At 66.8% G+C, this 22545-nt stretch carries 21 protein-coding genes; 8 read left to right on the plus strand and 13 right to left on the minus strand.

Features of this window, described 5'->3' with window-relative positions; all coding sequences use genetic code 11:
* Positions 1 to 187: 187 nt before the first annotated feature.
* Complete coding sequence (locus BLS40_RS03775) at positions 188 to 2947, plus strand: cation-translocating P-type ATPase (RefSeq protein WP_092148915.1); 2760 nt, start codon at positions 188 to 190, stop codon at positions 2945 to 2947.
* Positions 2948 to 2962: 15 nt separating this feature from the next.
* On the opposite strand, the gene BLS40_RS03780 is transcribed toward BLS40_RS03775, so the two are convergent.
* Complete coding sequence (locus tag BLS40_RS03780) at positions 2963 to 3592, minus strand: Rv2732c family membrane protein (RefSeq protein WP_092148918.1); 630 nt, start codon at positions 3590 to 3592, stop codon at positions 2963 to 2965.
* A gap of 16 nt (positions 3593 to 3608) precedes the next feature.
* Positions 3609 to 5147: a tRNA (N6-isopentenyl adenosine(37)-C2)-methylthiotransferase MiaB gene (miaB, locus tag BLS40_RS03785; protein ID WP_092148921.1), complete on the minus strand. Its 1539-nt coding sequence runs from the start codon at positions 5145 to 5147 to the stop codon at positions 3609 to 3611.
* A 294-nt stretch (positions 5148 to 5441) separates the two neighbouring features.
* On the opposite strand from miaB, the gene gluA reads away from it, so the two are divergent.
* The 4 genes from gluA to BLS40_RS03805 are packed head-to-tail and all read left to right on the plus strand — an operon-like array spanning position 5442 to position 8759.
* Complete coding sequence (gene gluA / locus BLS40_RS03790; RefSeq protein WP_172808038.1) at positions 5442 to 6170, plus strand: glutamate ABC transporter ATP-binding protein GluA; 729 nt, start codon at positions 5442 to 5444, stop codon at positions 6168 to 6170.
* A gap of 27 nt (positions 6171 to 6197) precedes the next feature.
* A complete protein-coding gene (locus BLS40_RS03795; RefSeq protein WP_092148928.1) occupies positions 6198 to 7070 on the plus strand; it encodes a glutamate ABC transporter substrate-binding protein in 873 nt (290 codons plus the stop codon).
* Between the two features lie 51 nt (positions 7071 to 7121).
* The gene (gene gluC / locus BLS40_RS03800; RefSeq protein WP_092148931.1) at positions 7122 to 7808 is read left to right on the plus strand and encodes a glutamate ABC transporter permease GluC; all 687 of its coding nucleotides are present in this window, start codon (positions 7122 to 7124) and stop codon (positions 7806 to 7808) included.
* Entirely contained in the window at positions 7809 to 8759 is a 951-nt protein-coding gene (locus tag BLS40_RS03805) for an amino acid ABC transporter permease (protein WP_092148934.1), read from the plus strand. It begins immediately after the preceding gene.
* Here the strand turns inward: BLS40_RS03805 and recX are convergent.
* The 3 genes from recX to BLS40_RS03820 form a co-directional block, all read right to left on the minus strand.
* Complete coding sequence (recX, locus tag BLS40_RS03810; protein WP_092148937.1) at positions 8756 to 9358, minus strand: recombination regulator RecX; 603 nt, start codon at positions 9356 to 9358, stop codon at positions 8756 to 8758. The two genes, BLS40_RS03805 and recX, sit on opposite strands and share 4 nt — an antisense overlap.
* Positions 9359 to 9363: 5 nt before the next feature.
* Entirely contained in the window at positions 9364 to 10521 is a 1158-nt protein-coding gene (gene recA / locus BLS40_RS03815) for a recombinase RecA (RefSeq protein ID WP_092148939.1), read from the minus strand.
* Positions 10522 to 10723: 202 nt separating this feature from the next.
* Entirely contained in the window at positions 10724 to 10939 is a 216-nt protein-coding gene (locus BLS40_RS03820) for a DUF3046 domain-containing protein (protein WP_092148942.1), read from the minus strand.
* A gap of 67 nt (positions 10940 to 11006) precedes the next feature.
* Between BLS40_RS03820 and BLS40_RS03825 the strand changes: the two genes are divergently transcribed.
* From BLS40_RS03825 to BLS40_RS03835, 3 genes are read left to right on the plus strand one after another with little or no spacing between them, the layout of a single operon-like run.
* Positions 11007 to 11594: a biotin transporter BioY gene (locus BLS40_RS03825; RefSeq protein WP_092148945.1), complete on the plus strand. Its 588-nt coding sequence runs from the start codon at positions 11007 to 11009 to the stop codon at positions 11592 to 11594.
* A gap of 6 nt (positions 11595 to 11600) precedes the next feature.
* Positions 11601 to 12290, plus strand: coding sequence for an energy-coupling factor ABC transporter ATP-binding protein (locus tag BLS40_RS03830; protein ID WP_092148948.1), 690 nt, complete (start codon positions 11601 to 11603; stop codon positions 12288 to 12290).
* 4 nt (positions 12291 to 12294) lie between these two features.
* Positions 12295 to 12909 carry an energy-coupling factor transporter transmembrane component T family protein gene (locus BLS40_RS03835; RefSeq protein ID WP_092148951.1) on the plus strand — a complete coding sequence of 205 codons (615 nt, stop codon included), beginning with the start codon at positions 12295 to 12297 and terminating at the stop codon, positions 12907 to 12909.
* Between the two features lie 6 nt (positions 12910 to 12915).
* Here the strand turns inward: BLS40_RS03835 and BLS40_RS03840 are convergent, their stop codons facing one another.
* The 8 genes from BLS40_RS03840 to BLS40_RS03875 form a co-directional block, all read right to left on the minus strand.
* A complete protein-coding gene (locus BLS40_RS03840; RefSeq protein WP_092148954.1) occupies positions 12916 to 13752 on the minus strand; it encodes a PspA/IM30 family protein in 837 nt (278 codons plus the stop codon).
* Positions 13753 to 13807: 55 nt separating this feature from the next.
* Positions 13808 to 14167, minus strand: a complete 360-nt coding sequence (locus BLS40_RS03845) for a helix-turn-helix domain-containing protein (RefSeq protein ID WP_092148957.1) — start codon at positions 14165 to 14167, stop codon at positions 13808 to 13810.
* A gap of 8 nt (positions 14168 to 14175) precedes the next feature.
* A complete protein-coding gene (locus BLS40_RS03850; protein ID WP_092152136.1) occupies positions 14176 to 14733 on the minus strand; it encodes a CinA family protein in 558 nt (185 codons plus the stop codon).
* Position 14734: 1 nt separating this feature from the next.
* Positions 14735 to 15286 (minus strand): CDP-diacylglycerol--glycerol-3-phosphate 3-phosphatidyltransferase, encoded by a 552-nt coding sequence (gene pgsA / locus BLS40_RS03855; RefSeq protein ID WP_231908511.1) that lies wholly within the window; start codon positions 15284 to 15286, stop codon positions 14735 to 14737.
* Positions 15287 to 15296: 10 nt separating this feature from the next.
* Positions 15297 to 16469: a TerC family protein gene (locus BLS40_RS03860; RefSeq protein WP_092152138.1), complete on the minus strand. Its 1173-nt coding sequence runs from the start codon at positions 16467 to 16469 to the stop codon at positions 15297 to 15299.
* Between the two features lie 185 nt (positions 16470 to 16654).
* Positions 16655 to 19699: a DNA translocase FtsK gene (locus BLS40_RS03865; RefSeq protein WP_092148962.1), complete on the minus strand. Its 3045-nt coding sequence runs from the start codon at positions 19697 to 19699 to the stop codon at positions 16655 to 16657.
* Between the two features lie 63 nt (positions 19700 to 19762).
* On the minus strand, positions 19763 to 20389 hold the full coding sequence (locus BLS40_RS03870) for a TIGR03085 family metal-binding protein (RefSeq protein WP_092152140.1): 627 nt from the start codon (positions 20387 to 20389) through the stop codon (positions 19763 to 19765).
* Between the two features lie 61 nt (positions 20390 to 20450).
* Complete coding sequence (locus BLS40_RS03875) at positions 20451 to 22544, minus strand: ribonuclease J (protein WP_092148964.1); 2094 nt, start codon at positions 22542 to 22544, stop codon at positions 20451 to 20453.
* Position 22545 lies beyond the last annotated feature (1 nt).

Below are 22545 nucleotides of genomic sequence, written 5' to 3' on the forward strand. Positions count from 1 at the left end.
ACCTACATGGAATCACCTTCCGCTCCAGTCGTTAGCGTTTCAACGAGTTCCCCTCAAATCGCGACACCAGCCCACAATCACGCTGTATCCCCCCGCGCCCTCTGGTAATATCTTCGCCGCACCGGGGCGCGCTCGTCGCAGTACGCGCCCCCCTTCTATCTATTTCACTTCTCAATGGGATCGAGCAATGGCAGTCGACCTACACCCCAGCCAATGCGATGCGGAAGAGATCAGCCGCACGTTTCAGGCCGATATCGACCACGGGCTGGAAGGCGGTGACGCCCTCGCCCGGCTCGAGCGCTACGGCCCCAACCAGCTCCGGCAGAAGCCGCCGGTGCCGCTGTGGCGCAGGATCCTGCGCCAATTTCAGGATCCGCTGGTCTACCTCCTGCTCGTCGCCATGGCAATCTCCGTTCTCGCGTGGTTCATCGAAGGCGCCAGCGGAGTGCCCGTCGACGCGATCGTCATCGCCGCCATCGTCATCGCCAACGCTATGATCGGACTCGCCCAGGAGAACAAGGCCGAGGGCGCCGTCGCCGCGCTGTCAGCGATGACGGCCGCCACCTCCACCGTGCTTCGCGACGGTCGCCTCGCTACCATCCCCTCCGACCAGCTCGTTCCCGGAGACCTCCTCGTGCTCAGCGAGGGCGACTCGGTCGGTGCCGACGCTCGCCTGGTGGAGTCCACCAACCTGCGCGTTCAGGAATCGTCACTGACCGGCGAATCGGAGGCGGCCGAGAAGGATCCCGCCACCATCACGGACCTCGTCGGCGTCGGTGACCGGCGCAACATGGTGCACAAGGGCACCGCCGTTGTCCACGGTGTGGGCCGGGCCGTGGTCACGGCAACCGGCATGGACACCCAGATGGGCGCGATCGCCGACATGCTCGATTCCACCGAGCGCAGCGCCTCGCCCCTGGACAAGGAGATCGAAAAGGTCTCCAGGATGCTGGGGCTGCTCGTCATCGGCATCGCCGTCGTCGTCATGGGCGCCCTGTTCGCCCTCAGTGACGTATCGAATGCCTCCGACGCCATCGAGATCCTTCTGCTCGGCGTCTCGCTCGCCGTTGCCGCCGTGCCCGAAGGCCTGCCCGCCATCCTCTCCCTCGTACTCGCCATGGGTGTTCAATCCATGGCCAAGCGCAACGCGGTGATGAAAGACCTGCACTCGGTGGAAACCCTCGGCGCCGCCTCCGTGATCGCCTCGGATAAGACCGGCACGCTCACCCGGAATGAGATGACGTTGCGCACGGTGATGACCAGCTCCGGCACCATCAACCTCACCGGCATCGGCTACGCCCCCGATGGCCACGTCGAAGGCAGCCCGGATGAGCAGCAGATCGAGGAAGCCCGGCTCGTCATCGCCGGCGGCGCCATCGCCAACAACGCGCAGCTTAGCGACGCCGCGCCCTGGACCATCGAAGGCGACCCCACCGAGGCGGCGTTCCTTGTCGCCCAGCACAAGATCGACGGGATAGCCGCCCGCACCGGCCAGTTCGAGCGCCACGCCGAGGTCCCCTTCTCCTCCGAACGAAAGCTCATGTCGGTCGCCGGCCGGGACGCCGTCGCCGGCGAGGTGCTGGTGACTAAGGGCGCGCCCGATGTCCTCCTGTCGCGCTGCGCGAAGCGGCGCGTGGGAGCGCACGAAGTAGCACTCGACGGTGACACGCGCGCCGAGCTGCTGGACGCCGTCGAGCGCCTCAGCGGCGAGGGATACCGCACCCTCGGGGTGGCCTACCGCCTCCTCGACGCGCCCGCCGACAACCTCACCGAGGACGATGAATCCGACCTGGTATTCGCCGGCGTCGTCGGTATCATCGACCCCCCGCGCGAGGAGGCGACCGAGGCGATCGCCCAAGCGCACTCCGCGGGAATCCGCACGATGATGATCACCGGCGATCACCCGCGTACGGCGGCGAAGATCGGCTCAGACCTCGGCGTCGTCGAGCACGAAACAGGCGCTCTCACCGGCGACGAGATCGAGGCGCTCGACCACGAGCAACTCCGCGACGCCGTCCGCGGAGTCAACGTCTACGCCCGCGTCGCACCCGAGCACAAGCTCCGCATCATCGACGCACTGCAGGACGACGGGCACATCGTCGCCATGACCGGCGACGGCGTGAACGACGCTCCGGCGCTCAAGTCCGCCGACATCGGCGTGGCCATGGGCATCACGGGCACGGAGGTGACCAAGGAGGCGGGCAAGATGATCCTTGCCGACGACAACTACGCCACCATCATCTCCGCCGTGCGCCAGGGTCGTGAGATTTACGACAACATCCGCAAATTTCTCCGCTTCCTGCTGTCCTCCAACATGGGTGAAGTCATCACGGTGTTCTTGGGCGTCGTTCTCGCGGGCGTCATCGGACTCTCCGGCTCCGCCGAGGGCCTCGCGGTGCCACTCCTAGCCACGCAGATCCTGTGGGTCAACCTGGTTACGGACTCCGGCCCCGCCCTGGCAATGGGTGTCGACCCGGCGGACGGCGACCTCATGGCCCGGCCGCCACGCGACCCCTCCTCGCCAATCATCGACCGCGACATGTGGTGGCGCATCATCTTCATCGGGTCGATCATGGGTGCTGTCACCCTCCTGTCCATCGACATGTTCCTGCCTGGGGGCCTGCTCACACTCCATGCGGAGAATCTGGACGTCGCCCGCACCGTCGGCTTTACCACCCTCGTGTTCGCCCAGCTGTTCAACGCCCTGAACTCCCGCTCGGCCACGCACTCCGCGTTCCGCAACTTCGGCGCCAACCACTGGCTCTGGGCGGCGATCGCGCTGGCCGTGGTCCTGCAGATCGCCGTCGTCCACCTGCCGTTTATGCAGTTGGCCTTCGGCACCGCTGCGCTTCACTGGAAGCAGTGGGCGGTGGCTGTTGCCATGGCCTCTGTGGTGCTGTGGGCCGAGGAGTTGGCGAAGCTGGCGCGCCGCGGTCTGTCGCGTTAAAACGCCGAAAGGCCCCTACTCCTCCCGGTACTTCTTGTGGCGTTCGGCGGCGCGGGCGCGGCGGTCGTCGATAAGCAAGGGGTTTTCGCGCGTCACGGCCTCGCGGGTGGCGGCGGCTTGTGCGCGGGCGACGTCATCACGCTCGTCGAGCGCGAGGCGGCGCTGCGTGATCTCAGCCTGGCGGTCGGTGTGCCGCAGCACGACCGGAATGTAGGCGAACACCGCGACGCCGGCGGCCAGAATAGCCAGGTAGATGCCGGGGCCGTGGTGGTAACCCAGGTCGTACGCGGTACTGGTGCGGCGCAGCCAGATCGCCAGGATGGAGACCAAAAACGACACGGTGGTAAACATCCAGCCCGCCGCGGCGAACGGGAAACGGCGCGTGGCCAGGACCAGGGTGGTCAGCACCGCGAGGCCGATAAACGACATCACCGTGAACACGTACTCCGTCAGCTTCGTCTGCACCTCGGCCGCCGCGTCCGTGAACGTGAGGATCTGCCAGCCCGGCACGCCGCCGGCGAACGGGAGGAACAGCGCGATGAGATAGACCACCACCGCGGCGATGAGCACCCAGCGGGTGGCCCCGAGGTCGACGGTCGAGGCGGCGGCGCGCTCCTCGCGCGCGAGCTGGTCGGACTGGTTCATAATGTGGCCGAGCCTATCAGCAGCACCCGCTCGCCGGGGCGGCCGCGGGCTTGCCAAACTGCGGCAGGCCCAGGCCCACGCCCACCGGCGCGGTGGTGGGCACCTGGCCGGCCTCCGAGTTGTCCCCCGCCTTGGTGCGGCGGTGCGCGATGATGCCGGAATCGGCGATCAGGTAGTGCGGCTTCGCGTCGGTGACCGTGACGGTGACGATGTCTCCGGGGCGCACGGAAGCGTCGATAAGCCCATGCACCGCAAAGTGGACCAGGCGGCCGTCGCGGGCGCGGCCCGACATGCGCTTGGTGGAATCGTTCTTCTTGCCGCCGCCCGCCTGGACGAGCAGCTCCACCTCGGTGCCCACCAGCTTCGCGTTCTCCTCCGCGCTGATGCGCTCCTGGAGGGCGACCAGGCGCTCAAAACGCTCTTGGACGACCTCCTTGGGCACCTGGTTGTCCATGGTCGCGGCGGGCGTGCCCGGGCGCGGCGAGTACTGGAACGTGAACGCCGAGGTGAACCGTGCCTTCTCCACCACGTCGAGGGTGGCCTGGAAGTCCTCCTCCGTCTCGCCCGGGAAGCCAACGATGATGTCGGTGGTGATCGACGCGTGCGGCAGCTTCGCGCGGACCTCATCGAGAATGCCCAGGAACTTCTTCGAGCGGTACGACCGGCGCATGTCCTTGAGCACCTTGTCCGAGCCCGACTGCAGCGGCATGTGCAGCTGCGGGCACACGTTCGGGGTCTCCGCCATCGCGTCGATCACGTCCGAGGTGAACTCCGCTGGGTGCGGGGAGGTGAAACGCACCCGCTCCAGGCCCTCGATCTCGCCGCAGGCGCGCAGCAGCTTGGAAAACGCCGAGCGGTCGCGGCCGAGCTCCTCGTCCACGAAGTTCACGCCGTAGGCGTTGACGTTCTGCCCCAACAGCGTCACCTCGGACACGCCCTGCTGCACAAGGGCCGTGACCTCGGCGAGGATATCGCCGGGTCGGCGATCCAGTTCCTTGCCGCGCAGGCTGGGCACGATGCAGAACGTGCACGTGTTGTTGCAGCCCACGGAGATGGAGACCCAGCCGGCGTAGGAGGACTCTCGCTTCGCCGGCAGCACCGACGGGAAGACCTCCAGCGCCTCGACGACCTCGACCTGCGCCTCCTCGCTAACGCGCGCGCGGTCCAGCAGCGCCGGCAGCGCCGAGATGTTGTGCGTGCCAAACACCGCGTCCACCCACGGCGCCTTCTCAATCACCGTGTCGCGGTCTTTCTGCGCCAGGCACCCGCCGACGGCGATCTGCATCCCCGGGTGGTTGTCCTTGGTGTGCTTGAGCTGGCCCAGTGAGCCGTAGAGGCGCTGGTCCGCGTTGTCGCGCACCGCGCAGGTGTTGAACACCACCAGGTCGGGCTCCGCGCCGTCTGCCGCGGCCACATATCCGGCCTCCTCCAGCATCCCGGACAGGCGCTCGGAATCGTGCACGTTCATCTGGCATCCGAAGGTGCGCACCTCGTAGGTGCGGGCGGGGTCGGCCTGGTTGGTGGGCTTGTTCTGGGCTTGTGTCGCGGTTGTCACGGTCGATTAGTCTAACGCCGGTCGCTGGCGCAGACCTAAACCGCGTAGCGCGGTCGGCCCCTGTGCGCGGAGTGGGAGGTCCAGAGCGGGATAGTTCGCCGTCGGAAATTCGTACTATTAATGAGTTGGGCGAAATATCCCGCTCTGGATCTCCCGCTCGAGCACCTGCCGCCCTTGAGCACCTGCCCCCGCTCGGGCACCTGCCACGCGCCGTCGAAAAGTTTCTTACCAATCCGCCCCGAAACTTGCCTATTGATAGTAAAACTAATTCCCATGACACAGGTTTCGCAGCCCATGATCCGGATGGCGGGCGTGGAGAAGTATTTCGGCGACTTTCACGCGCTGACAAACATCAACCTGGACGTACCCCGCGGCCAGGTCGTTGTTGTCCTCGGACCCTCCGGCTCCGGCAAATCGACACTGTGTCGCACGATCAACCGCCTCGAGACCATTGATGCGGGAACGATCGAGATCGACGGGAAGATCCTTCCCGAGGAAGGCAAGGACCTGGCCAAGCTGCGCTCCGACGTGGGCATGGTGTTCCAGCAGTTCAACCTCTTTCCCCACCTGACCATCCGGGAGAACGTCACACTCGGCCCCACCAAGGTGCGCAAGCTGCCCAAGGCGGAGGCGGACAAGCGCGCGGGCGAGCTGCTCGACCGCGTCGGCATCGCCAACCAGGCGGACAAGTACCCGGCCCAGCTCTCCGGCGGCCAGCAGCAGCGCGTCGCCATCGCCCGAGCACTTGCTATGGACCCCAAGGTCATGCTTTTCGACGAGCCCACCTCCGCGCTCGACCCCGAAATGGTCGGCGAGGTACTCGACGTCATGTCCGAGCTGGCACGCTCCGGCATGACGATGGTCGTAGTCACCCACGAGATGGGCTTCGCCCGCAAGGTTGCGGACAGAATCCTGTTCATGTCCGACGGGGAAATCGTCGAGGACACCAACCCGGAATCCTTCTTCGACAGCCCCGCCTCCGAGCGCGCCCGGGACTTCCTGGGCAAGATCCTGCCCCACTAACGCATACCCCTACCAAGGAGTTTCACCATGAAGAAGATCTTCCGTTCCCTTGCAGTCACCGCTGTTGCGGCGCTCACCGCGGCGACGCTGACCGCCTGCGGTGGCGACAGCTCCGGCGGTGGCGAGGGCCTGCTCGCCCAGATCGAGTCCGGCAACGTCACCCTGGGCACCAAGTACGACCAACCGGGCCTGGGCCTGCGCGAGGCGGACGGCTCCATGACCGGTCTCGACGTCGACGTGCTCACCTACGTGGTCAATTCCATCGCCGAGGACAAGGGCTGGGCCGAGCCGGAGATCACCTGGCGCGAGACCCCGTCCGCGCAGCGCGAGACCCTGATCCAGAACGGCGAGGTCGCCGCGATCGGCGCGACCTACTCCATCAACGCCTCCCGCTCCGAGGCGGTCAGCTTCGCGGGCCCGTACCTGCTCACCCACCAGGGCCTGCTCGTGCGTGCCGACGAGAAGAACATCACCGGCCTCGAGGGCCTCGACGGGCGCATCCTGTGCTCGGTGACCGGCTCCACCCCGGCGCAGAAGGTCAAGGACGCCCTCCCCGGCGTCCAGCTCCAGGAGTACGACACCTACTCCTCCTGCGTCGAGGCGCTGCGTAACGGCAACGTCGACGCGATGACCACCGACGCTTCCATCCTCGGCGGCTACTCCGCGCAGTCCCCGGGTGACTTCGCCATCGTCGAGCTGGAGGAGGACGGCCAGCCCTTCACCAACGAGCACTACGGCATCGGCGTGACCAAGGACGACACCGAGGCCGTCGACGCCGTGAACAAGGCGCTGGAGGCCATGTACGCAGACGGCTCGTTCCAGAAGTTCGTCGACGAGAACCTCGAGGGCGGCGTCGGCGTCTCCGAGGACAAGGTCGGCGACCTGTCCTTCCTGCAGTAGCACCCGCTCTGTGAAGGCACCTTCAACACTTTCCGGGAGGAATAAGACCCCATGCAAGCCCTGTGGGCAGACCTGCTGCCCGACCTGTGGCCCGCATTTTGGACCACCATCAAACTGACGGTGTATTCCGCCATCGGCGCCATGATCCTCGGCACGCTGCTCACAGCCATGAGGGTCTCCCCCGTGGGCACCTTGCGCGGTCTTTCCGGGTTCTACATCAACACCGTGCGCAACACCCCGCTGACCCTGGTGATCTTGTTCTGCTCCTTCGGGCTCTACCAGAACCTGGGGTTGCAGTTGGCCAGCCGCGAATCCTCGACGTTTATCGCCGACCAGAACTTCCGCTTGGCCGTCCTCGGCTTCATTCTCTACACGTCGTGCTTCGTCGCGGAGTCCCTGCGCAGCGGCATCAACACCGTGCACGTCGGGCAGTCCGAGGCCGCCCGCTCGCTGGGGCTGGGCTTCGGCCAGATCTTCAGCCTCATCATCTTCCCGCAGGCGCTGCGCGCAGCCATCATCCCGCTGGGCAACACCTTGATCGCGCTGACGAAGAACACCACGATCGCCTCCGTCATCGGCGTCGCCGAGGCGTCGCTGCTGATGAAATCCACCATCGAGATGCACGCCAACGAGCTGTTCGTCATCTTCGGCGTGTTCGCCCTCGGGTTCATCATCCTCACCCTGCCCATGGGCCTTGCCTTGGGCTGGCTTTCTGAACGACTGGCGGTGAAGCGATAAATGTCTGCTGTGAGAGCTACCCGAGCTACAGGAGCTACAGTGCTTTACGACGCCCCCGGCCCCCGCGCCAGGCGCCGCAACACCATCTACACCGTGATCACGCTCATCCTCCTAGGCCTTCTCGCCTGGTGGGTGGTCTCGCGGCTGGCCGCTAACGGCCAGCTCGACGCCGAGAAGTGGACGCCGTTTATCAACGCCAACACCTGGACCACCTACATCTTGCCCGGCCTGTGGGGCACCTTGAAGGCCGCCGCGCTGAGCATCGTCTTTGCGCTCGTCTTCGGCGTCGTCTTCGGCCTCGGCCGCCTCTCCGAGATCAAGGCGGTGCGCTGGGTGTGCGCCGTGGTCATCGAGTTCTTCCGCGCCATTCCGGTGCTCCTGCTGATGATCTTCCTGTACCAGTTGTTCGCCGTGTTCCACCTGGTGGCACCCCGCAGCCTGGCGTTCTGGGCCGTGGTCGTTGCGCTGACGCTATACAACGGCTCCGTCATCGCGGAGATCCTGCGCGCGGGCATCCGCTCCCTGCCACGCGGGCAGACGGAGGCCGCCCACGCGCTCGGCATGACGCACTGGCAGACGATGTGGAAGATCCTGCTCCCGCAGTCGGTGGCCGCCATGCTCCCCGCGCTCATCGCCCAGATCGTCATCGCCCTGAAGGACTCCGCACTGGGCTACCAGATCGGCTACGTCGAGGTCGTCCGCTCCGCCACACAGGTGGCATCCTCGAACAGGAATTACATCCCGTCCCTGATCGTCGTGGCCGTCATTATGATCGCGATCAACTACGCGCTGACCGTTCTGGCCACGCGCGTTGAGATGCAGCTGCGCGCCGGGCGCACCCGCCGCAACCCGTTCGCGCGGGTGCCGGCCGTCGACGACGAGCACGCGCTGCCCACGGCGACTTCGACGCTGGACGCTCAAACGCCGGGCGGCGTGAAACCCGCGCCCTAGGCGTCCCCGGAGGCTTCCGACACCTCGTCGATCCGCGCGTCGAGCACCTCCCGGCCCAGCCGCATGCTCAGCTCGGAGGAGTAGCCGCGGCGCGCCATCACCCCGATGATGCGCCGGAGGTGCTTGTCGTATTCGGCGCGGCCGGCGGGGGCGGCCTTGACGTCGCGGGCCTTCTTTTCCGCCACGGCGCGCGCTGCCGCCTCCTCGTCGGCGGCGGAAATCTGCTCGAGAGCGTCCCGGCGCACGGCCTCGGGAACGCCCTTGTCGCGCAACTCCATGTCGAGCGCGCGTGCGGACTTGCCTCGGCGGGACGCACGCTGGCGCACCCACTCGTGGGCGAAGGACGCGTCATTGATCAGGCCGGCGCGCTCGAGGTCCGCGATGACCTTGTCCACCAGGTCGGGCTGGAACTCGGCGTCCATCAGCCTCCCGCGCAGCTCGGCCTTGGAGCGGGCGCGTTGGTCCAGCAGCCCGAGCACCCGCTTGCGCACGGGTGCCAGGGCCTCCTCCTCGGCGCGGTCGAACAGCGCCGGACCCTCCCCCGCCTCGTAGGATTCCAGCGCTGCCTGCAGCCGGGCGATCTTGTCCGGGTCTGCCACGCCGCCTACTCGTCGGCGGCGACGCCGGCGGTGTCCTCGGCGACACCGGCGACACCGGCAGAGTCGTCATCGTCGTCGAAGTCGATGTTGGGCACCATGTCCACCGGGTCGTCGGTCAGCTCGTCGTTGCTGCCCCCCGCATACGCGCCCACGCCGAGCTTCTGGAAGATCTTGTCCTCGATCTCGTTGGCCAGGTCGGTGTTTTCCTTGAGGAACAGTCGCGCCTTCTCTTTGCCCTGGCCCAGCTGGTCGCCCTCGTAGGTGAACCAGGAGCCCGACTTTTTCACGATGCCGTTGTCCACGCCCATATCGATGATGGAGGATTCCCGCGAGATTCCCTCGCCGTACATGATGTCGAACTCGGCGACCTTGAACGGCGGGGACACCTTGTTCTTGACCACCTTGAGCCTCGTGCGGTTACCGATGGAGTCCTGGCCGTCTTTCAGTGTCTGGATCCGGCGGACGTCACAGCGCACGGAGGCATAGAACTTCAACGCCTTGCCGCCGGTGGTGGTCTCGGGGGAGCCGAACATGACGCCGATCTTCTCGCGCAGCTGGTTGATGAAGATGGCGGTGGTGCCGGAGTTGTACAGCGCGCCCGTCATCTTGCGCAGCGCCTGGGACATAAGGCGCGCCTGCAGGCCGACGTGGGAATCGCCCATTTCGCCCTCGATTTCCGCCTTCGGCGTCAGCGCCGCCACCGAGTCGATGACGAGGATGTCGATCGCGCCGGAGCGCACCAGCATGTCCGCGATCTCGAGCGCCTGCTCACCGGTGTCCGGCTGGGACACGAGCAGGTTATCCGTATCCACGCCGAGCTTGCGGGCGTAATCCGGGTCGAGCGCGTGCTCCGCGTCGATGAACGCGGCGATGCCTCCCGCGCGCTGCGCCGAGGCGATGGCGTGCAGCGCCACCGTGGTCTTGCCGGAGGACTCGGGGCCGTAAATCTCCACGACACGGCCGCGGGGCCACCCGCCGATGCCGAGGGCGACGTCGATCGCCGTGTTGCCCGAGGAGATGGTCTGGATCGGCGGGCGGTTCTCCTCGCCCAGGCGCATGATCGCGCCCTTGCCGAAGTCCTTCTCAATCATCGCGAGGGCCGCGTCGAGCGCGTTCTGCCGGTCACTGCCGGCTACCGCAGCGGTTTTCTTCTTTGTCGCCATTAAAAGTGCACTCCCTCGAGTTCGTTTCAAATTTCGTGCGGGCCATGCGGTTGACTGTTGGCTCTTGACTCTTTAGACCCGTCAGCCGGGGCCCTGGTTCCCTACTTCTGTGAAATTGCTGCCGCCAGCGTAGCCCGCTGCCTAGACATCCCCGTATTTTACACGCAAACGTGTTCGAATAACAGCGGCGCGCCGTGGCGCGTTAGAAGCCGGGTCGGTCCACTCCCAGCCTGCGCTCCTCCGGCACGTCGTAGGCGCGGCACAGCGCCTCCCACGCCTCGCGGGGATCGATGCCGCTTTCAATCATCTCGTTGGCCGTCTGGTTGTACGGGGGCAGCACCTGCGAATCCATGACCCACTGCGCGTTCGCGGGGCCGAATTCATCTTCCACTAACTGGTGAAATTCCGTCAGACGCATGGCACCGAATATACCTTTTATCCCCTCGTGCCCACCCCTTGAACGGCGTTCAAGTACAGTGCTATCCATGTCAACACCAGTCAACTCTCAGCCGGCGCGGAGCACCACCTCCGATATCGCCTACGTCGCGGTCTTTACCGCGCTCGTCATCGTCCTCGGCTTCGTGGCCATCCCCGTCGGCGCCCTCGGCGTGCCCATCCTGCTCCAGAACACGGCGATCATCCTGGCCGGGCTCGTGCTCGGCCCGCGCCGCGGCTTCTTCACCGCCGCGCTGTTCCTCCTCATCGGGTTTATCTTCCCCGTCCTCGCCGGGGGCCGGACCACCTACTTCGCCCTGACCTCGCCGACGGTGGGCTACATCATCAGCTACCTCGTCGCCGTCCCCGTGGCCGGATTCATCGCGGCGCGCGTCGTCGGCAAGCCCCAAGGAGCGAAGGTGGGTCTGTTCATCCTCGCCGGTGTCGTGGGCCTGGCGCTGCAGTACCTCTTCGGCGCCATCGGCATGGTCCTGCGCGCGGGCCTCGACGTGCCCGCGGCCGCCGCGGCCCAGCTGCCTTTCATCCCCACCGACCTGATCGAGATGGCGGTCATGGTCGCCATCGCCATCAGCGTGCACGCGGCGTTCCCCCAGCTCCTGCGCCGCGAGGCCCGCTAAGTAGCAGTGCCCACCATCCGTTTTCAGGGCGCGGGCGTCACCTTCGAAGGCACCACCGTCCTGCGCCCCCTCAACCTCGAACTGAGCGAGCGCCGCATCGGAATCATCGGCGCCAACGGCTCGGGCAAGTCCACCCTGGTCAGGCTGATCAACGGGCTGATCACCCCCACCACCGGGTCCGTGACCTACGAGGGCATGGACCCGACCGCCGACGGCAAGCGCGTCCGCCGCAAAGTGGGGTTCGTCTTCGCCGACGCGGAATCACAAATCGTCATGCCGCGTGTCGCCGACGACATCGCGTTCTCCCTGCGCCGCTTCAAGCTTCCCCGCGTCGAGGTGGCGCGGCGGGTGGACAGCATGCTCGAGCGCTTCGGGCTGACCGACAGGCGCGAGAACTCGCCGCACACCCTCTCCGGCGGCGAGAAGCAGTTGCTCGCGCTCGCCGCCGTCCTTGTCATCGAGCCGGACACGGTGATCCTCGACGAGCCCACCACCCTGCTGGACATGCGCAACCGCCGCCGCATCATCCGCGAGCTCTCGGCCCTTGACCAGCAGCTCATCGTTGTCACCCACGACCTCGAGATGCTGCGCGACTTCGACCGGGTCCTGTGCGTGAGCGAAGGAGCCGTGCTTTTCGACGGCCCCCCGGCCGACGCCACCGCCTTCTACACCGCCCTCATGGACGCCCAGGACTAAACCGATGCTGCGCAACATTCCCTTAAGCGTGTACGTGCCGGGAAACTCCCCGGTGCACCGGGCCTCCCCAGCCGCCAAACTAGCAGCACTCGTCGCCGTGGCCGTCGCCACAGCTGTCCTGCCCACCCAGCCGTGGCACTCCGTGGCGGCACTGGTGGGAGTGGTGCTCGCCTACATGCTCGCCCGCATCCCGCTCGGCACCGCCGTGCGGCAGACCGCGCCGGTGGTACCCCTGATCGTCCTTCTGGGCGCGTTTCTGTGGTGGCAGGACGGCGCGGCGCGGGCGCTGACCACGTCGATCGGGCTCGTCGCAACGCTCGCGGCGGCCAACCTGCTGACCTTGACCACGACGATTGAGGCGCTGATGAACGCGCTCGAGCGCAGCCTCGCCCCGCTCGCCCGCGTCGGGGTGCCCGTGGACAACATCAGCCTGGCCATCTCCCTGACCATCCGCCTCATCCCGCTGATGCTCTCGACGGTCAACGACGTCCTCGACGCGAGAAAGGCCCGCGGTGCGGGCCTTTCGTTGACGGCGTTCACGACGCCGGTGGTCATTCGCAGCGTGCGCCGCGCCGAGGCCATCGGTGAGGCACTCATGGCGCGCGGCGCCGCAGACTAGTACGGACTAGCGCTCGCCGCGCAGCTCGCGCATGCGCGCCTCCACTGCGTCGGAGGAGACCTCCTGGGACGCGCTGGAGGCGTTGGTGTCGCCCTGCTCGATCGCGGGCTTGGCACCGGAGGTGAGCTCCCCGGCCATTTCGGCGCGGATCTGCTCGAGACGGCCGTGGCCTGCCATCTGGATACCGGCCTGCTCCACCTCGGCCATGCGACCCTGGATGGAGTTCTGGGACAGCTCCGCCTGGCCGAGGGCGTTGGCGTAGCGGCGTTCGATCTTGTCGCGCACCTGGTCCAGGTTGGGGGTGCCGGTGGTGATCGCGTTCATCGACGACATGGTCTCGGCGACCTTCTCCTGCATCTTGGCCTGCTCGAGCTGGGAGAGCAGCTTGGAGCGCTCGGCCACCTGCTGCTGCAGGTGCGCCGCGTTGCGCTCGACGGCCTGCTTGGCCTGCGCCGCCTGCTGGAGGGCCTGGTCGTGCAGCTGCTTGGTGTCCTCAATGCCCTGCTCGGCGGTGACGAGCTGCGCGGCGAACGCCTCAGCCGCGTTCTCGTACTCCTGAGCCTTCTGGGCGTCGCCCTCGCCGCGGGCCTTGTCCGCCAGCTGCAGGGCCTGACGGGTGTTGGCCTGTAGCTTCTCAACCTCCTCAAGGCGGCGGTTGAGCTGCATCTCCAGCTGACGCTGGTTGCCGATCACGGCTGCCGCCTGCTGAGACAGCGCCTGGTGCTGGCGCTGCGCTTCGTTGATAGCCTGCTCGATCTGGATCTTCGGGTCTGCGTTCTCCTCGATCTTGTTGTCGAAGAGAGCCATCAGGTAGTTCCAGAACTTAGTAAACGGGTTAGCCATGGCGGCGGGAAACCTTTCGTGGGAGCTTTTGTTTTAGGTCAATCGCTTTGCCATCTTACATCTCGGCAGCGGCGGGCGCGGTGCGCTCAAGCTCGTGCGTGATCGACTCCAGCGACAGGTTGGCCACGGCCTCGAGCAAAACCTCGGCCACGGTGGTGTCGAGCGCCTCGCAAATCGACGCCAGAAGTTCCGACGAGACCTCCTTGCGGCCGCGCTCGAGCTCGGAGATGTAGCCGGAGGACACCCTCGCCTTGGAGGCGAGCTCGCGCAGGGAGACGTTCTTGTCGGCGCGGAACGCGCGCAGGGACATCCCCAGAGCCTCACGCAGCAGTGGCTCACGCTCAGGTACGCGCTCCGGGTGGCGCGCCAGCTGCGGAATCTGGAGAGTATCGCGAAGAAGTGTTGTGGTTGCCATCGAATGTATTAACGGTTGCTCGCCCGGTTTTGTTCCCGCACCCCGGTGATCGCTCCGCGCAGGGCTGCTTCAACCGCCGCGTGGCGGATCTGGTCGCGGCCGCCCGCCAGCACCCGCACGGGTTCGGCGGAGCCCTGGATCAACGCGTACCGGCCGGCCGCGGAGTCTACGAGCTCGGCCGCGGGCGACGACGCGACCCACCGCGGGCCGGCCAGGCCTACCCACACTTCACCTACCGGATGGCCGTCCTGGTTGTCGGGCCCGGCGACCCCGGTGACCGCCACCGCCCAGTCGGAGCCGCACACGCGCCGCGTGCCGCGGGCCATCTCGCGGGCCGTGACGGGAGAAACCGGGCCATGCTCGTCGAGGACCTGCTGCGCCACCTGCGCCAGAGAATGCTTCAGGTCGGTGGCGTAGACCACCAGGCCCCCGCGCAGCACGGCGGACGCGCCCGGCACCGTCGCCACGGTCGCCGCGGCGAGCCCCGCCGTCAACGATTCGCAAAAACTGATGGTCTGGTTGCTGGCCGCAAGCGCGTCGACAAGCTCGCGCGCCGTGGGGTCGATGCTATCCACGATTAGCCGTCCTCGAATCTGCGATGTACTGGATTCCCGTAACCACCGTTACCGCGGTGGCGATGAGCATGACAATCAGCGTCGGCACGTCCATCCACGCCGGCAGCGGGCAGAGGTACAGCGCGACGCCGAGGGCCTGCAGCGCCGTCTTCAGCTTGCCGCCTTTCGACGCCGGCACCACCCTGCCGCGCCGCAGCATGAACATGCGCCACACCGTGATGCCCAGCTCGCGCACCACGATAAGCACGGTGATCCACACCGGCAGCGTGGACGCGATGTTGAGTGTGACCAGCGCGGTAATCATCAGCGCCTTGTCCGCGATCGGGTCGGCGATCTTACCAAAGTCCGTCACCAGCCCGCGGGCGCGCGCGATGTCGCCGTCGAGCTTGTCGGTGGCCATGAGCACGACGAACAGACCGAACGCCCACCACCAGCGCTCCGACAGGACCAGCCAGGCGAAGACGGGCACGAACACGATGCGTGCCGACGTCAGTACGTTGGGCAGGTTCCAGTTGGAGGGGGGCTGGCTGCGCGTCTCGCTCACAGCACCCACCCTACTTCTTGCCACCGCGCGAAACGTCCAAGTGGTCGGTCTCACGAGACCCGGTCGCCGTGTGGTCGCCGCGGCCGGAGGTGGCAGGGTCATCAATCCAGCCGAGGTGGTTACCGTGCTTGTCCACCTTCCGGCGGTTGCCGTGGTCGTCGTAGTCCACGTGCCACGTCGGCCCGTCCGGATCTTTGCGCCCGGCGGCGACGTCCATGCGGTCCTTCACCAAAGAGGCGATGACGGTGAGCACAAGGACGCCCACGATGAACAGCAGCGACGTGACGGTGCCGATCTCGGGGACCACCACGTTCTCCCCGCCGTTGATGAACGGCAGGTTGTTCTCGTGCAGGGCATGCAGCAGGAGCTTGACGCCGATGAAGCCGAGGATGATGGCCAGGCCGTACGAGAGGTAGACCAGCCGGTCGAGCAGGCCGTCAAGCAGGAAGTACATCTGGCGCAGGCCGAGCAGGGAGAATGCGTTCGTGGTGAACACGATGAAAGGCTCCGTGGTGATGCCGTAGATCGCCGGGATGGAGTCGAGGGCGAAGAGCACGTCGACAAAACCAATGGCCAGAAGCGCGACGAACAGCGGGGTAACAGCGCGCTTGCCCGCCTGCGTTGCGGAGAACAGCCTGTCACCGTGGTACGACTCCGTCACCGGGAACACCTTGCGCAGGGTCTTGACCACGAGCATGTCGTTCGGGTCGGTCTCCTCCTGATCCGTCGCCTCGTCGTAGGCGAGCTTGATGGCGGTCCAAATGAGGAAGATGGCGAAGATGTAGAACACGTCCGACCACGCGGAGATCACCGCGGCGCCGACGAGAATGAAGAACAGGCGCATGATCAGCGCGATCGCGATGCCTAGTAGGAGGACCTTCTGCTGGTACTTGCGCGGAATCTTGAACGACCCCATGATGAGCGCGAAGACGAACAGGTTGTCCACGCTCAGCGCCTTTTCCGTGACGTAGCCGGTGTAGTACTGCACGGCGTGCTCGCCGTCCCAGAACCACCAGATCACCCCGCCGAACGCGAGCGCGATGGTCACGTAGAACGCCGTCCAGAACCCGGACTCCTTGAGAGTCGGCTCGTGCGCGTCCTTCACGTGGCCGAAGAAATCGAATATAAAGAACCCCACGATGACGGCCGACGAGATCAGCCACACCGAGGCAGGCACACCCATGTGCTCCACAACAACCTCCGGTCAGTCAGACGTACGAAATCACGACCGGAGGTCTCCCCCACCCGGAAACGGTCCCGGGCCACCCCGACCGGGGCACGCGCGAAGCGCGGGCACCGTGCTGACGATCAAGGGCGATTGCGGGGTACTCCCCTCCAATTCCCGGCCAAGTCTACACCACCGGAGCGCTAGAACGCCCCGCCCGTCGGGTTGTACGTCGCGTTGACCACACGCGTCGCAGAGGGCTCGGTCGCGTCGGCGGGGGCGTCGCCAAGCGAAGGCTCGTCGGTGGGCGCCTCGGCAGGGTCGGCGCCCTTGATCATCCACAGGATCGTCTCCAGCTCCTCGGGCTTGACCAGCACCTCGCGCGCCTTCGAGCCTTCCGACGGCCCGACGACGCCGCGGGACTCCATGAGATCCATGAGGCGGCCCGCCTTGGCGAAGCCGATGCGCAGCTTGCGCTGCAGCATCGACGTCGAACCCAGCTGGGAGGCGACCACGAGCTCGACGGCCTCGAGAAGATCATCGAGGTCCTTGCCGATGTCGTCGTCGATGACCTTGGCCTCGGCCTGCTTGTCCTCTGTGACGCCCTCGACGTAGGACGGCTCGTCCTGCGACTTCGCGGCCTCGACCACGGCCTGAATCTCCTCGTCGGTGACAAACGCGCCCTGCAGGCGCTGCGGCTTGCCCGCCCCCTGCGGGATGAACAGGCCGTCGCCCATGCCGATGAGCTTCTCCGCGCCCCCCTGATCCAGAATCACGCGGGAGTCCGTCAGCGATGACGTCGCGAACGCCAGACGCGAGGGCACATTCGTCTTGATCAAGCCGGTGACCACGTCCACCGACGGCCGCTGCGTGGCCAGCACGAGGTGGATGCCGGCGGCGCGCGCCTTCTGGGTGATGCGCACGATCGACTCCTCGATCTCCTTCGGGGCCGTCATCATCAGATCCGCCAGCTCGTCAACGACGCAGATGATGAACGGGTACGGGCGCATCTCCCGCTCCGAGCCCGGAGGGGCCGTCAGCTCGCCCGAGCGGACCTTGCGGTTGAAGTCCTTGATGTGGCGCACGCGCGAGGACTTCATGTCCATGTAGCGCTGCTCCATCTCCTCCACCAGCCACTGCAGGGCGGCGGCGGCCTTCTTCGGCTGGGTGATGATTGGCGTGATCAGGTGCGGAATGCCCTCGTAGGGGGTCAACTCGACCATCTTCGGGTCGACCAGGATGAGCCGCACCTCCTCCGGCGTGGCGCGCGTGAGCAGTGAGATGAGCAGGGAGTTGACAAACGCCGACTTACCGGAGCCGGTCGAGCCGGCGACGAGCAGGTGCGGCATCTTCTGCACGCTCGAGGCGATGAAGTCGCCCTCGATGTCCTTGCCCAGGCCGATGAGCATCGGGTCCCGGTCGGCGACGACGTTCGGGGCGTCCAGGACGTCGCGAAGCCGCACCATCTCGCGGTCTTGGTTGGGCACCTCGATACCCACGAGCGACTTGCCGGGAATGGGCGTGAGCAGGCGCACGTTGTCGGTCGCCGCCGCATACGCGAGGTTGGACTGCAGGTTGGTGATCTTGGAGACCTTCACACCGGGGCCGAGCTCGACCTCGTAGCGCGTCACTGTCGGGCCGCGCGAAAAGCCGGTGACCTGCGCGTCGACGCGGAACTCCTCGAAGACGTCCGTGATGGCCTCGATCATGCGGTCGTTGGCCTCCGTGCGCGTCTTCGGCGCGGTGCCGGGGATGAGCAGGCCCGTCGACGGCAGCACGTAGTCCGTCTCGCCCTCCGGGACGCGCCGCTGCGGCGCCGCGGGCTCGGCCGGGGCCTTCTGCAGCTCCGATTTTGGGGTGGACGCCGGCACCGCCGCGGCGTCGATGCCGGAGCGGGCGACGATGGCGGCCCGCATCGCCTCGCGCGACTGGGACACCGCATCGTCCGAGTTGTCGGGCTCGGGCTCCTGGGCCTTATGAGTCTTCTCGGGCTTCTCGGTCTTCTCGGTCTTCTCGGGCGCGCGGCGAGGCAGCACGCGGGTGTGCGTGACCTCGGCTTCCGCGTCCACCTCGGGTTCGGCGGCCGGTTCATGGGCGGCATCGTCTAGCAGGTTGTCGTCCAGCCCGCGCACCCGCGGGATCTGGCGCGTCGACTCGTCCGCGGGGTAATTGTCCAGCGGTGAACGCCGGCGCGGGCGGCGCGCACCCTCCGTCTTGAGCTGAGCCTTGGGCTCGGTTGTAGGTTGGGGACGGGTCCGCGCGCGGCGGGGCTCGCGCTCCCGGCCTTCCGCAATGTCGTCGAGCTCCTGGTCCACGTGCCCGTACTGGTCATCGTCGGGACCCGGCGTGCTCAGGTTCGCCGCTGCGGTCGAGACGGACCCCTTGACCAGATCAAACGCCTGCCGCACCGTGACCCCGGTGGTCTTCAGCGCGCCGTAGATGATCACGAGGATCAACAGTGGCACCGCCACAAACGAGGAGAACCCGGCCGCCAGCACCCCGCCGAGCGCGGCGCCGATCGCCCCGCCCGCGATTCTGCGGCCCTCCCAATCCGCCGGGTTTCCGGCGAAGACGTGGATGAGGCCCAGCATGGCCACCGCGATGATCGCGATCCCGAGGCTCACCCGTGCCCGAACCGCAGCATCCCTGCGGGTATCGAGCATGAGCGCCACCGCCACGGCGACGAGCGCCACGGGGAGGATCAGCGCGCCCGCGCCGATGACCCAGTGCACCCCCTGAGCGATCGCGTGACCCACCGGGCCGGCAATGTCGAACCAGACGGAGGCGCCAATAATCGCCGCGAGCCCGATGAGCGCGAGACCGAGCGCGTCGGCGCGGTCTCCGCTTCCCGCGTCTTCCGTGCCATCGACGTCGTCTGCGTCGTGCGCTGCGCGCTTGCGCCTGCGCCGCAGCGGCTTCTCCTCCCGCTCGTCGGGTTCGTCATCGAAAAAGTCGACCATCTCGTTGCTGCCGCCGTCGCTTTCATCACGGTCCCGGCCGCCGCGCATCCCGCTGCCCAGCTTGGAGAACACCGACCCCACTCCCCTCGCGGCCGCGCCGATCGAATCGCCCACAGCCCTGTAGGCGGAGCCCACGCGCTCACCCGAGGTCTCCGCCGCGAGGTTGGTCGACGTCGTCGGGTGGGTCATGGAGGCGCCAAAGCTTGTCGACGTCCGCGTGGAGCCATTGCGGCCACGCGGACCGGTCTGCGAGCGCGCAGACGAGCGGGGCGAGTTCGTGACAGACATGTAAGTAACAGTAATACCGATTGTCACTTTAACAACATTTGCCACACCAGCGGCGGCCGAAGTTTAGAGCTCGATGTCCAGCTTGGAGATCTTCTCCGCGTCACCCTCGAGCTCGACGTCGACGGCGCGGCGTCCCGAGACCCACAGCAGCAGCTCCCCCGGCTCGCCCTTGACGCGGATGATGTCGTCCCCGCGACGCGCCACCTCCCGTTTGCCGCCGACGGTAACGGGTGGAAGGGTCGGAGGAGTCAGCACCACCGGGGTGGGCGTGGCGCGCATTGTCATTGCTCCGACGCGCTTCGCCAGCGTCAGCAGGGCCTCGTTCGTCGCCGCGCTGAACTCGCGCGGCCGCGCCACCCCGTCCCCGCGGCGCACGTCCTCGTGGTGCACGAAGTGTTCCGACGTGTTCATCAGCGCGTCAAAAGGCGCGACAAAACGCGGCGGGCCAGCGGCCCACGCGCGCACGACGTCGGGGTACGGGCGGTCGCGCTGGGCGTCCATTTCCTTGTCCAGGGTCGACTTCAACGGGCGGATGAAGTTGCCGGCCGCCGCGAGAGGCTTGCTTTCGCGGATGTAGAGGTGGCACGCGAGATCGCGGGTGACCCACCCCTCGCACAACGTCGGGGCGTCGGGTCCGACCTCGAGAAACAGGCGGCCGAGGCGTTCGCGTTCCTTCTGCGCAAATGACATGTGCCCCAGCATAGCGCTGGGGCACGACACCGGGTGGGCTCCCGGAAAGACGTGACGTGCTTTAGAGCGACTCGCGTGCTGCCTGGACGTCTTCGTCGTCGACAGGCACGTTATCCGCGGCCATCGGCACGACGGTCGGCAGGATGACCGGCTCGCGCTTGTACTTCTGCTCGACCGCCTTGGACACCTGGCGGCGCAGCTGCTGGACCATGCGGTACGGGTCGTTCTCGCCCTGTGCGGCGAGGTCGTTCATCACGTTCTCCACGCCCTCGGCAACCCGCTTGTTGAAGTCGCGGTCGTCGTCCGAGAAGCCCGTCGTGGACACGCGCGGAGTCTCCAGCAGGCGACCGGTGCGGTCGTCAATAACGCAGGTGATCGACACCACGCCGCCAGACGCCAGGCTGGTGCGGTCAGCCAGCACATCCGGGTCGACGTCGCCCATGGTCTCGCCGTCGACGTAGAGCTGGCCCACCTGGTACTGGCCGACGACGCTGATCTTGCCGCCCACCATGTCCACCACGACGCCGTTCTGCGCCAGCGCGGTGTTCTCCGGCTTAACCCCCGTGGAGATCGCCAGCTCCTTGTTGGCGCGCATGTGGCGCCACTCCCCGTGCACGGGCATGGCGTTCTTGGGACGAGCCGCGTTGTAGAGGAACAGCAGCTCCCCGGCGTAGCCGTGGCCGGACGCGTGGACGTGCGCGTCGGCGTTGGTGATCACGGTCGCGCCGATCTGCGCGAGGTTGTTGATCACCGCGAACACGGCTTCCTCGTTGCCCGGGATGAGCGAGGACGACAGAATGATGAGGTCGCCGTCGCGCACCGTGATCTGGCGGTGTTCACGGCGCGACATGCGCGAGAGAGCCGCCATCGGCTCGCCCTGGGTGCCGGTGGTGATGAGGACAACCTTATGCGGGGCCATCTTCGCCGCTTCCTCGATCGGGATGATCGTGCCCTTCGGCGCGCGCAGCAGGCTCATCTTCTCCGCGATCTCCATGTTGCGGATCATGGAGCGGCCGTTGAACGCGACCTTGCGGCCGTTCGCCACGGCCGCGTTGACCGCCATCTGCACACGTGCCACGTTGGACGCGAAGGAGGAGATGATCACGCGCTGCTTCGCGCCCTGGACCAGACGCACGAGAGTTTCCTCGATGCCGCGCTCCGAGGGTGAGATGCCTGGCACCGTCGCGTTGGTGGAGTCGCACATGAACAGGTCGATGCCCTCGTCGCCGAAGCGGGACAGCGCCGGCAGATCGGTGGGCTGCCCGTCGTACGGCGTCTGGTCGAGCTTGATGTCGCCCGTCATGACAACGTGGCCGGCGCCCGTCTTGATGGACACGCCCAGGCACTCTGGGATGGAGTGACCGACGTGCCAGAAACGCACGCGGAACGGGCCGAGGTTGAGCTCGGAATCCTTGGTCACCTCGTTGAGCTTCGGCCGCTGGCGGTGCTCCTTCGTCTTGGCGGAGATCAGCGCGTTGGTGAACCGCGACGAGTAGATCGGGATATCCGGGCGCAGCTTGAGCAGCCACGGGATCGCGCCGATGTGGTCCTCGTGTCCGTGCGTGACGACGAGCGCCTCGATCTTGTCGAGCTTGTTCTCGATCGGCCCGAAGTCCGGCAGGACGAGGTCGACGCCCGGCTCGCCCGAATTGGGGAACAGCACGCCGCAGTCGACGACGAGGAGGCGCCCGTTGTACTCGAAGACCGTCATGTTGCGCCCGATCTCAGAGATGCCGCCGAGAGCGTAGATGCGCAGGCCGTTCTGCGGGGCCTGGGGCGGCGACGGCAGGCGCTTGGTCAGATCCGCGCCCTGCATGCCCTTTATCGGATTGCGGCGGTTGTTGCCGCCGCCGTTGCCCTGGTTGTTCCCGCCGTTTCCGCCGCGGCCACGACCACGCCGGCGGTTGCGGCCGCCGCCGTTGCCCTGGTTGTTGCCCTGATTATTACCCTGGCCCGACTGGCCGCCGCGGTTGTTGTCTCGGCTACCACGCTCGTTATCACGGTTGTCGCGGGACGATTCCTGCGCTTCGGAGCCGCCGGCGGTGGTGTCCGCCGGTGCCTGCTCGGGCGCCTGGAACACAGGCTGCTGGTCGGCGGGCTCCGGGGGGCCGGCCTTGCGGGTCACCTTGCGGGCGCGATTGCGGGGTTCGTTCATA

It is taken from the genome of Corynebacterium mycetoides, from assembly GCF_900103625.1.
Lineage (GTDB): Bacteria > Actinomycetota > Actinomycetes > Mycobacteriales > Mycobacteriaceae > Corynebacterium > Corynebacterium mycetoides.